The sequence below is a fragment of the Kribbella sp. genome (genome assembly GCF_035687465.1).
GTDB lineage: Bacteria > Actinomycetota > Actinomycetes > Propionibacteriales > Kribbellaceae > Kribbella.
On sequence record NZ_DASRXP010000110.1, the window covers coordinates 1 to 10,381 of the forward strand.

12 protein-coding genes are annotated in these 10,381 nt (G+C 66.9%); 2 read left to right on the plus strand and 10 right to left on the minus strand.

Annotated elements, in window-relative coordinates:
* Positions 1-137: 137 nt before the first annotated feature.
* The 3 genes from dapB to VFG33_RS05490 form a co-directional block, all read right to left on the minus strand.
* On the minus strand, positions 138-884 hold the full coding sequence (gene dapB, locus VFG33_RS05480) for a 4-hydroxy-tetrahydrodipicolinate reductase (RefSeq protein ID WP_325023058.1): 747 nt from the start codon (positions 882-884) through the stop codon (positions 138-140).
* Positions 885-946: 62 nt separating this feature from the next.
* Positions 947-1,558 (minus strand): histidine phosphatase family protein, encoded by a 612-nt coding sequence (locus VFG33_RS05485; protein ID WP_325023060.1) that lies wholly within the window; start codon positions 1,556-1,558, stop codon positions 947-949.
* On the minus strand, positions 1,558-2,715 hold the full coding sequence (locus VFG33_RS05490) for a PEP/pyruvate-binding domain-containing protein (RefSeq protein WP_325023062.1): 1,158 nt from the start codon (positions 2,713-2,715) through the stop codon (positions 1,558-1,560). Before VFG33_RS05490 ends, VFG33_RS05485 begins: the two co-directional genes overlap by 1 nt.
* A gap of 47 nt (positions 2,716-2,762) precedes the next feature.
* Between VFG33_RS05490 and VFG33_RS05495 the strand changes: the two genes are divergently transcribed.
* Together VFG33_RS05495 and VFG33_RS05500 are read left to right on the plus strand one after the other, a co-directional pair.
* Positions 2,763-3,158 carry a hypothetical protein gene (locus VFG33_RS05495; protein WP_325023064.1) on the plus strand — a complete coding sequence of 132 codons (396 nt, stop codon included), beginning with the start codon at positions 2,763-2,765 and terminating at the stop codon, positions 3,156-3,158.
* A complete protein-coding gene (locus VFG33_RS05500; RefSeq protein WP_325023066.1) occupies positions 3,155-3,790 on the plus strand; it encodes a transcriptional regulator in 636 nt (211 codons plus the stop codon). The genes VFG33_RS05495 and VFG33_RS05500 overlap by 4 nt, the downstream gene beginning before the upstream one ends.
* Positions 3,791-3,993: 203 nt before the next feature.
* Here VFG33_RS05500 and VFG33_RS05505 read toward each other — a convergent pair whose 3' ends face one another.
* The 7 genes from VFG33_RS05505 to VFG33_RS05535 all read right to left on the minus strand — a co-directional run.
* A complete protein-coding gene (locus tag VFG33_RS05505) occupies positions 3,994-4,431 on the minus strand; it encodes a GNAT family N-acetyltransferase (protein ID WP_325023067.1) in 438 nt (145 codons plus the stop codon).
* 5 nt (positions 4,432-4,436) lie between these two features.
* On the minus strand, positions 4,437-5,441 hold the full coding sequence (locus VFG33_RS05510) for an ABC transporter ATP-binding protein (protein WP_325023069.1): 1,005 nt from the start codon (positions 5,439-5,441) through the stop codon (positions 4,437-4,439).
* Entirely contained in the window at positions 5,441-6,439 is a 999-nt protein-coding gene (locus VFG33_RS05515) for an ABC transporter ATP-binding protein (RefSeq protein WP_325023071.1), read from the minus strand. The genes VFG33_RS05510 and VFG33_RS05515 overlap by 1 nt, the downstream gene beginning before the upstream one ends.
* Complete coding sequence (locus VFG33_RS05520; protein ID WP_325023073.1) at positions 6,436-7,329, minus strand: ABC transporter permease; 894 nt, start codon at positions 7,327-7,329, stop codon at positions 6,436-6,438. Before VFG33_RS05520 ends, VFG33_RS05515 begins: the two co-directional genes overlap by 4 nt.
* Positions 7,322-8,248: an ABC transporter permease gene (locus VFG33_RS05525; RefSeq protein WP_325023075.1), complete on the minus strand. Its 927-nt coding sequence runs from the start codon at positions 8,246-8,248 to the stop codon at positions 7,322-7,324. The genes VFG33_RS05520 and VFG33_RS05525 overlap by 8 nt, the downstream gene beginning before the upstream one ends.
* Positions 8,245-9,846, minus strand: a complete 1,602-nt coding sequence (locus tag VFG33_RS05530) for a peptide ABC transporter substrate-binding protein (protein WP_325023077.1) — start codon at positions 9,844-9,846, stop codon at positions 8,245-8,247. The genes VFG33_RS05525 and VFG33_RS05530 overlap by 4 nt, the downstream gene beginning before the upstream one ends.
* 325 nt (positions 9,847-10,171) lie before the next feature.
* Positions 10,172-10,381 (minus strand): transposase (locus VFG33_RS05535; RefSeq protein ID WP_414672925.1); only part of this gene is annotated, 210 nt, incomplete at its 5' end.

The following is a 10,381-nucleotide window of genomic DNA, read 5'->3' on the forward strand; positions in this document are numbered from 1 at the left end:
TCACCAGGATGGCGATGCCGAGGACGATTGCGACGGGATCACCGGTGCCGATCAGGAGGACACCACGCCAGCCCAGCAGCACGGCGTACACGATGAAGACGACCGCGATCACGATCGCCGCCTTCTTGGCTGTCATGTCACTCGAGATCGAGGAAGTTCTCAAGGCCCACGGTCAGGCCCGGGGTGTCGACGATCCTGCGGACGCCGAGCAGGACGCCTGCCATGAAGGACTCGCGGTGCATCGAGTCGTGCCGGATCGTCAGCGTCTCGCCGACGTCGCCGAAGAGCACCTCCTGGTGAGCGACCAGGCCGCGCAACCGGACGCCGTGCACGCGAATCCCGTCGACGTCGGCACCGCGCGCGCATTCGAGGCCCGTGCTGGTCGCGTCCGGGATGGGCGCGGACTTCGCCTCGCGCCTGGCGGCGGCGATCAGCTCGGCCGTGCGACGCGCAGTCCCGGAGGGGGCGTCGACCTTGTCGGGGTGGTGCAACTCGATGATCTCGACGGACTCGTAGTACTTGGCGGCCTTGGCGGCGAACTGCATCATCAGTACCGCGCCGATGGAGAAGTTGGCGGCGATCAGTACGCCGGTCCCGGGGTTGGCGTCGAGTTGCGTGCGCAGGGTCGCGAGCCGCTCGTCGTCGAACCCGGTGGTCCCGACCACGGCATTGATGCCGTGCCCGATGCACCACTGCAGGTTGTCCATCACGACCTCGGGCCGGGTGAAGTCGACGACGACCTCGGCACCGGCCTTGGCCAGCTCCTCGAGGTCATCCTCCTGATCGAGCCGGGCCACCAACTCGAGCCCGTCCGCGCCCTCGACCGCCAGACACGTCTGAGCCCCCATCTTGCCCTTGGCCCCCAGCACCCCGACCTTGATCATCCGCACCCTTCCTCGAACCGACCCGACCGCCCAAGGATGTCACTCCCGCTCAGCCGACCGGATCAAGGCCGGGTGGTAGTGGGGAATCCGGTCCAGCGCAGCTCGGCGGGGAGGTGGGTCAGCTCGTTGAACATGACGATCCCTGGCGGCAGTCCGGGACGGTACTCGATGACGGTGAGGGCCGAATTGGCGCTGTTGAGGCCGAGCCATCGGGCCGGCGGAGCGTCGAGGGCGTGACGGACGAGCCAGGCGATCTGGTAGGCGTGGGTGATGAGGACCTCGTGGGTATCGCCCTGCGAGGTGGACGGATCGGGAGCGGTCGCGAAGCGGGCGATCAGGCTCTCGGCGAGCTTGCGGCCGGCCTCGGCTTCGGCTTCGGCGTAGCCGTCGAAGAACGGGATCCACGCAGGGGGCGTCTCAGCCGGGGCGGGCACATAGGGGACGTGGTCGATGAGTTCGGCGGCCGCTGCGACAGGCGTGGTGGCCGGCAACTCTTGGACGAGTTCGTGGGCGCTGGCGGCGGCGCGCGGGAGCGGGGAATGCCAGACCGCGTCGATCGGGAGTCGTGCGAGGCGCTCACCCAGCAGAGCGGCTTGCCGTCGTCCGATGTCGGTGAGTTCACCGAACGCGTCGGCGTAGCCGTGGCGCGCGATGTAGAGGTGGCGGGTTGCCATCAGGTGTCGATGCTCCGATCTGGCGTGGTGACGGTGCCGGCGGCACCGTCAAGGGTGATGGTGTCGCCGTCGTTCAGCGTTGTGGTGGCGCCCGGGATCCCGACGACGGCGGGGATCCGTAGCTCGCGTGCGACGATCGCCGCGTGGGCGAGGACCCCTCCGGTTTCGGTGACGACCCCGGCAGCGATGCGCAGCAAGGGCGTCCAGGCCGGATCGGTGTACGGACAGACCAGGATGTCGCCAGGTTGCACGCGCGAGAAGTCGTCGGGACCGCGGACCATCCGCGCGGTTCCGGTGACTGTTCCGGCGCTGGCCGGTGTTCCGGTCAGTGAGGCGTGCGAGGCGACCGCGGAAGGTACCTGCGGGGGTGCGACGGTGATCGGCCGGGCTTGCAGAACCCAATTGCGGTCGCCGGTGATCGCCCACTCGATGTCTTGCGGCCCGCCGAGCACGGCCGCTACCTCCTGACCGAGCTGCGCGAGCCGAGCAACGGTCACGTCGTGGAGTGTCGGTCGCTCGCGATCGGTGGCGGGCACGTCGCGGGTGATGAGCCGGGTGCCGTCGCGGTCGAGCCGTGTCCGTTTGTCCGAGATCGTGCTGGTGACGGAACCATCCGCAGCTACGCGGTAGGCGTCAGGGGTCACCGTTCCGCCGACGACGCTGGGGCCGAGGCCCCAGGACGCCTCGATCTCGGTACTGCCCGCCGGTTCAGCAGGAGTGAACATCACGCCGGAGACCTCGGCGTCCACGAGACGATGAATCAGGACGGCCATCACCGGATCGCTCGCACCGTGGGTGCCCCGGTAGCTGATGGCACGTGACGAGTGCAGCGAGGCCCAACAGGTCCGCACCGCGTCGGCGACCTCAGCGACGCCACGTACCGCGAGCACGCTCTCGTGCTGACCTGCGCCCGACGCGTGAACGGTGTCCTCGCTGTCCGCCGACGACCGCACCGCGACCGGGACATCGCCGAGCTCATCCAGCCCGTGCGCGAGGTCTTCCAGGAGCCGGTCCGGACCGTGGACATTGAGTCGATAGGCGTCGAACGGGATGACGAAGCCGTCGGGCACCGGTAAGCCTGTACGGAGCAGCGCACCGAGCGCACCGGCCTTGCCGCCGCAGGTGTTCACAGCGGCGTCCCTGAGGGGAACGATCATCCCAGCCTTTCAACAAAATGTTGACAACGTTCTGTTGATTCTGCAGGATGGCTCGGGTGCAAGGCAAGGACGAGGCAGAGAACGCGGATCACGCCCAAGCGCGCCGCGAGCAGGACGCACGTGAGCACCTCCTCTCGCTCGGGGCCGACGAGCTCGACGCCCGACCTTGGCGGCCGGCGCCCGTCCCGCCGTCGGCGGTCGACCTCGCTCACTTCGCGCTCTGGCGCTCCGGCGCTCTGGATCCCGAGGGTGTCCTCAGTGCGCTCGCGCTCCTGGCCGCCGCGCGGGCCGAGGTCGAAGGACTCGAAACGGGTCTGCTGTTCACCGCGCGCGGTGCCGGCCTGACCTGGGCGCAGATCGCGGAGGCGATGGGATTCAACTCCCCACAGGCTTGCCAGCAGCACTTCAACCGGCTCACCGCCAGGCAGGAAACTGACTCATGACCCAGGACTCGTCCTCCGAGCTGCTGGTCCTCCACGCCGTCCGCATCGTCGGGTTCGCGGCGCCCCCTGTGCTCGCCCGCCGGTTCGGGCTCGAACCGGCCGAGACCGCTCAGCTGCTCGGTGACGCCGAGGCGCGCGGCTGGGTGACGTACGCCGCCTTCGCCGACCTCGAAGGCTGGTCCCTGACCGAGTCCGGCCGCGCGGAGAACGAACGCCTGCTCGCGGCCGAGCTCGACTCCGCCGGCGGCGCGGATCAAGCCCGCGACATCTACCGCGACTTCCTCCCGCTGAACACCCGCCTCCAGCGAGCCTGTACCGATTGGCAGCTCCGACCTGTTCCCGGGAGCCGGCTCGCCACCAACGATCACTCCGATCCTGTCTGGGACGGCGGCGTCCTCGACGAGCTCACGGCCATCGACGAGGCGCTCGCCCCGCTCGCCGAACGCCTCGGCGGCATCCTCACTCGTTTCGGTGGCTACGACACCCGATTCACCACGGCCTTGCACCGCGCCCGAGCGGGCGAGGCGGGATGGGTCGACCGCACCGACATCGACTCCTGCCACCGCGTCTGGTTCGAACTCCACGAAGACCTCATCGCCAGCCTCGGCCTGAACCGCGGCACAGCACCCTGACCCTTCACCGCGGCCAAGCGTCAGATGCCGGTGTCCGGTGTCGGGAAGGACAGGAGGTAGTCACTCCATCGGCACTCCCGGCCGTCGCGTCCCGCCTGAATGCCGCGCCGATCGCCCCGGTCCGGGCACTATCTCCTGTCCTTCCCGACACCGACCACAGTCCCTCGTACCTGAGCATGCCTATGAATCGGCGATTCAGCCTGTTATGTCAGTGGTTTGGTGTAGCAGAGGGCGAGGGGGTCGTGGAGGTACTTGCCGTACGGGCCGGTCCGCGAATAGCCGAGGGACTCGTAGAGCGCGACTGCTTCGGGTTGGCGTTGGCCGGTGGCGAGGCGGACAGTGTGGTCGCCACGAGCTGCGGCGTTCTGTTCGAGGACGGGGACCAACAGCCGGGCAAGCCCTCGTCCACGCTGGTCTGAACGCACGAACATCCGTTTGATCTCACCGACTCCATCGACCGCCGGCATCAGCCCGATGCACCCGACAGCGTCGTTCGCACTCACCGCCACCAGGAACGATGTCGCCGGATCGAGGTAGTGGGTGGACGAACTGTCGGGATAACGGACGAAGAGTTCCTTCAACGCAAGATCCAGCAGGAAGCTCAGCCCGGGATCGTCGTGGGGCCGTGGTTCGATCTGCATGCGGATCAGCTTGGCACGAAGGCTTTGTAGTCGGTTTGGGCTTCTTCGGCGTAGTGGCAGGAGACCTGTTGGCCGGAGGGGATCACTCGCAGTTCTGGTACTTCGGTGCTGCAGCGGGCCTCGGCTCTCAGGCAGCGGGTGTGGAACCGACAACCTGAGGGCGGCATGACCGGGGAAGGCGGGTCGCCCGCGAGGACGATCCGCCGCCGGCCCTGGCGCGCCAGACCAGGCTCGGCGGAGAGGAGAGCCTGGGTGTACGGGTGGGCGGGGATGTCGTAGACCTGCTGGTGTTCGCCGAGTTCCGCGACGCGACCGAGGTACATCACGGCAACCCGGTCCGACACATGACGGACCACCGACAGGTCGTGGGCGACGAAGATGATGCTCAGGCCGAGTTCGCGTTGCAGTCGCATCAGCAGGTTGACCACCTGGGCCTGGACCGAGAGGTCGAGCGCCGAGACCGGCTCGTCGCACAACAACACATCCGGGTTCAGCGCGATCGCGCGGGCGATGCCGATGCGCTGGCGCTGACCGCCGGAGAACTGGTGGGGAAAGCGCGTCTCGTCCTCGGCCCGCAGCCCGACGAGTTCCAGCAGTTCGCGGACGCGCTTGCGGATGTCCAGGCCGCGCGAGACATCGGGATGCACCTCCAGCGGTTCCGCGATGATCTCCCCCACGCGCATCCGCGGGTTGAGGCTCGAGTACGGGTCCTGGAAGACCACCTGGACGTTGCGGCGCCACCTGCGCAACTCCTTGGCGCGCAACCTGCTGACGTCGACTCCGCCGTACTGGAGCTCGCCGGACGTCGGCTTCTCCAGCGCGGCGAGCAGCCGGACCAGGGTGGATTTGCCGCAACCGGATTCGCCGACGATGCCCAGCGATTCGCCCTTGCGCAGCACGAGATCGACCCCGTCGACTGCCCGGACCACGACCTTCGAGCCGAACGAGAAGGCCGGGCTGATGTCGTAGTGCTTCACCAGATTCGTTGCCACGAGCAACTCTTCGGCCATCAGACCGCCTCCTTCGCAGAGATCGTGGTCCGCCGGATGCAGGCCGCGTCCCGCCCGGGTGCGACGGTCAGCAGCGGCGGTACCTCGTGGGCGCATTCCTCGACGGCTATCGGGCACCGGGTCCGGAACGCGCAACCCGACGGGATCGCCCGCAACGACGGCGGCGTACCGGGGATCTTCGGCAACTCCTGGCCCTTCAGATCCGCCGACGGCATCGAGCCCAGCAACCCTTCGGTGTAAGGGTGCACGGGATACTCCAGTGCCTCGGCCGTGGAAGACCGCTCCACCACGTGCCCGGCGTACATCACGACCACGTTGTCGGCGACGTCCGCGACCACGCCGAGGTCGTGGGTGATCAGTACGACGCCCATGTCCCGCTCAGCCTGCAGATCCTCGATCAGCTCCAGGATCTGTGCCTGAACGGTCACGTCCAGCGCGGTCGTCGGCTCGTCCGCGATCAGTACGTCGGGATCGAGCGCGAGCGCCATCGCCAGCATCACCCGCTGCCGCATCCCGCCGGAGAACTCATGCGGATAGTCGTTCACCCGCTTGGCGGCAGCCGGGATCCGGACCCGGTCGAGCATCTCCGCGGCCCGCTTCATCGCGTCGGACTTCGACAGACCGCGGTGGACCCGGAAGCACTCGGCGATCTGCTTGCCGACCGACTGGACCGGGTTCAGCGCCGACAGCGAGTCCTGGAAGACCATGGTGATCCGGTCGCCGACGATCTTGCGGCGTTCCTTCACCGACATGGAGATCAGGTCGTCGCCACGATAGGACGCCGTACCGGAGACGATCCGGCCCGGCGGCATCTCCAGGATCCCGGTCAGCGCCTGGGTGGACACGCTCTTGCCGGAGCCCGACTCCCCCAGGATCGCGAGCGTCTCGCCGGCCCGGACCTGCCAGGACACTGAGTCGACCGCGCGGACAGGACCGCGCGGGGTGTCGAACTCGACGCTGAGGTTGTCCACCTTCAGCAGCACTTCACCGGTCGTCATTTCAGCAACTTCGGGTCGAGGGCGTCACGGATCGAGTCGCCGATGATCATGAAGGAGATCGTCATCGTCGAGATGAACAGCGCCGGCCAGAGGAACAGATGAGGCGAGTCCCGGTACGCCGCGGCGGCACCGAACTGGCTTCCCCACGAGATGGACGGTGGTTGCAACCCGACCCCGAGGAAGGTCAGCACCGCCTCCATCCCGATCAATCCGCCGATGCCGAGCGTGGTGTTGGCCAGCAGCGGCGCCATCGCGTTCGGGAACACGTGTTTGCGCAGGATCCGCAGCGGTGGAACCCCGATCGACCGGGCGGCGAGGACGAACTCGCGGTTGCGCACCGAGAACACCGTCGAGCGCATCAGCCGCATTCCCAGCGGCCACCAGGTCAGCAGGATGACACCGACGATGATCCAGATACTGCGGTTCGGTACGGAGTTCAGGATCACGATCAGGGCGATCAACCCGGGCAGCGAGAACAACACGTCCGCAGTACGGGAGATCAGGTTGTCCACGAAGCCCGGGAAGTAGCCGGCCAGCAGTCCGAGGATGGCCGCGATGGCGAACCCGCCGACACTGGCGATCACGCTCACCAACACCGACGGCCGGGCGCCGTAGATGACGTTGGCGAAGTAGTCGCACCCCTGGATGTCGAACCCGAACGGGTGCCCGGGCTCGCGACCGTGCTGCGAGTTGGTCAGCTGACAGAACCGCGGATCGACCGAGGTGAAGATCCGCGGCGCCGCGGCCATCAGGAAGAAGGTCAGCACGAGCAGCAGGCACACGTCGAACTGCGGTTTGCGCAGTAGCGCCTTCAGCAGTTCGCGGTTCGACAGCGTCCTGCCGTCGAGATCGTGGGTCTCGGCCCCGAAGACCTGCTGTGCCTCAGACATTGCGCACCCTCGGATCGATCGCGCCGTAGACGATGTCGACCAGCAGGTTGATCAGGATGAACGAGACGAACGCCAGGGTGGACAGCAACACCACCACACCGCCCTCCTTCAGCTTGATGGCCTGGAACATGAACTGCCCCAGCCCGGGCAGGTTGAAGATGCTTTCGGCAAGGATCGCGCCGGCGAAGATGCCGCCAACGTCGATGCCCATGAAGGTCACCATCGGCAGCAAGGCGTTCGGCAACACGTGACCCCAGAGGATCCGTTGCTCGCCGAGGCCCTTGGCCCGGGCCGTCTTGACGAAGTCAGCGTTCGCCGTCTCGACGATCGACGTCCGGGTGAGGCGGGCGAGGCCGGCGAAGCCCATGATCCCGATACACAGTGCGGGCATCAGGTAGGACAGTGGATAGCCGTCGGCGACCCCGGACACCGGCAGCCATTTGAGTTCCACGCCGAGCACGTACTGCGCCGCGAAGTACAGGACCAGACTCGGTACCGCCAGCACGACCAATGTGGACAGTAGGAGCAGCCGGTCCACCATGCCGTTGCGGCGGAAGCCGGCGTACAGGCCGAACAGGAGCCCGGCGACCCACTGGAACACCAGGCCCAACGTGGCCAGCTTCAGCGTCACCGGGATCCGGAGTCTCAGCTGATCCGCGATCTCGGCGCCGGCGAACGTCGTACCGAAATTGCCGGTGAAGATGTCCTTCATCGACAGCAGGTACTGGACGATGAAGGGATCGTCGAGGTGGAACTGGGCCCGCTTGGCGGCCATCACCGCGGCCGGGATCGGCTTGTCACCGGCCAGTTCCCGCAGGGGGTCTCCGGGCATCGCGAAAACGAGCGCGAAGACCCCCAGCGTGACGATCAACCCGATCGGGACGGCCGCCAGGGCGCGGCGGAGTACGAACCGGGTCACTGGAACGTGGAGTAGAGGGCCTGCACGCCGGTGTACTTGGACTCCCGCGGATCGATCTTCGCCGAGTGCAGATAGGCATTCTGCTTGGCATACAACGGGATCAGCGGCAGGTCTTCGAGCGCGATGTCCTCGGCCTGCTGGTAGAGCTTGATCGCCTGCTCCGGGTCCGGCTGGGCGTCGCCCTCGGCCAGGATCTTGTCCAGCGCGGGGTTGTTGTAGCCGGCGAAGTTCGCGTCACCGGATGACTTGAACATCGGGGTCAGGTAGTCCTCGATCGACGGGTAGTCGTGGCCCCAGCCGCTGAGTCGCAGCCCGTCCAGCTTGCGGGTGTCGGCCAGCTCGGTGATCTCGGAGGCCTGCTTGCCGGTGTACTTCACCTCGAGGCCGAGGTTCTGCCGGAGCATGTTGCCGAGCGCCTCGGCGAAGAGCTGGCCGGTGTCCTTGGAGGTGTTGTAGTTGATGTTCACCGGCCCCGAGAACCCGCCTGCCTCGGCCAGCAACTGCTTGGCCTTGGTCACGTCGAAACCGCAGTACTTGCAGGCATCGGAGCGGTAGCCGTCGATGTCCGGCGAGATCAGTCCGCTGGACGGCGTGGCCAGGCCTACCAGGTCGGCGAAGGCCTTCCGGTCGATCGCCATCGAGAACGCGTGCCGCAGCTTGGGGTTCTTGTACCGCTGGTCCCAGGCAGGGAAGGTGAGGTAGTTGGCGCCGGAGCTGGTGGCGGTGACCCAGCCGTCCGGTGCGTCCGTCTTGAAGGTCTTGATCTTGGACGACGGTACGTCGACGAAGTCCACCGTGCCGGCCAGGAACTCGTTGTACGCCGTGTCGCCGTTCGGGATGAACCGGTAGGTGATGGCGTCCGCCGCCGGTGCGTTCGGCCCCTTGTAGCCGTCCCACTTCACCAGCTTGATGTCGGTCCCCGGGGCCCAGTCACCGTCCAGCTTGAACGCGCCGTTGCCGATCGGCTTGCGCTTGTAGGAGTCGGGGTCCTTGCGGACCTCCTCCGGCAGCGGGGCCAGGCCGAGGTACTGCAGGGTCAGCCCGAACTGGGAGAACGGCACCTTCAGCTTGATCGAGAAGGTCAGGTCGTCGATCAGCTTCAGGCCGCTCAGCGCCTTCACCGCGGTCGGCTTGGGCGTGGCGCCGTCCGGGGTCTCCGGGTTCAGCGCCCCGTAGCCCTCGACCTTGGAGAAGAAGCCGTTGTTCTTCCACGCGGTCGAGCCCTGCGCGGTCAGGTTCCAGCTGTCGACGTAGTCCTTCGCGGTCAGCGGCTGGCCGTTCTGGAAGGTGTTGCCGGCCTTCAGCTTGATCGTCCAGGTCTGGCTGGTCTTGTCCGGCGTGACGGAGTCGGCCATCACGTTGACGGTCTTGCCGGTGTTCGGGTCCGTGGTGACGAGCGGGGCGTACATCGCCTGCGCCACCTGGATGCCGGGGCTGCCGTTCTCGTTCAGCGGGTTGATGTAGTTCAGCGGGTCCGCCGTGATCGCGATCACCACGCTCTTGGCACCGGCACTGCTGCCGCCGCTGTCGCCGTTGCCGTCACCACAGGCGCTGAGCACCAGGGCCAGCCCCAGCGTCACCCCCACAAGTCCAGTCACACGTCGTCGCACGTCGAACCAACTTCCCTGGGCGGATGGCCGCGCTGAGCGGATCAGTCGCTTATGTTGCTTGGTCGAAACTGCGCATGTCAACGTTGTCTTGAACAAAACGCAAGCAAGTAATGCACGCGTGACCTTCGGGAGACCTCAGAGCACCTCGACCTGCGTGAGCGCAACTTTTCGACGGTAGCGCCGATCGGCCGCCAAGTCATCTGATGTCAGCGTGTTTTTACCGGATTCGGTGTGAGCACAACCGAGCAGCTTGAACCCACCTGATCATTCGCCCCCTTTTCACCCTGGGGGGTTGCCGAGGGTCACGGCGGATTCAGGCGGTGAGTGCACCAGTGGGTGGGGTGAAGGGTTCTGAGAGTAGCTGGTCGAGGCGTTCGGCGGCGGTGCGCCAGTGGTGGCGTTTGCGGGGTCGGTTGTTGAGTTGGGCGGCGACGTAGTCGAGGTAGTCGGGGTGGTAGCCAGACAGGTCGGTGCCTTTGGGGAAGTACTGGCGCAGGAGGCCGTTGGTGTTCTCGTTGGTGCC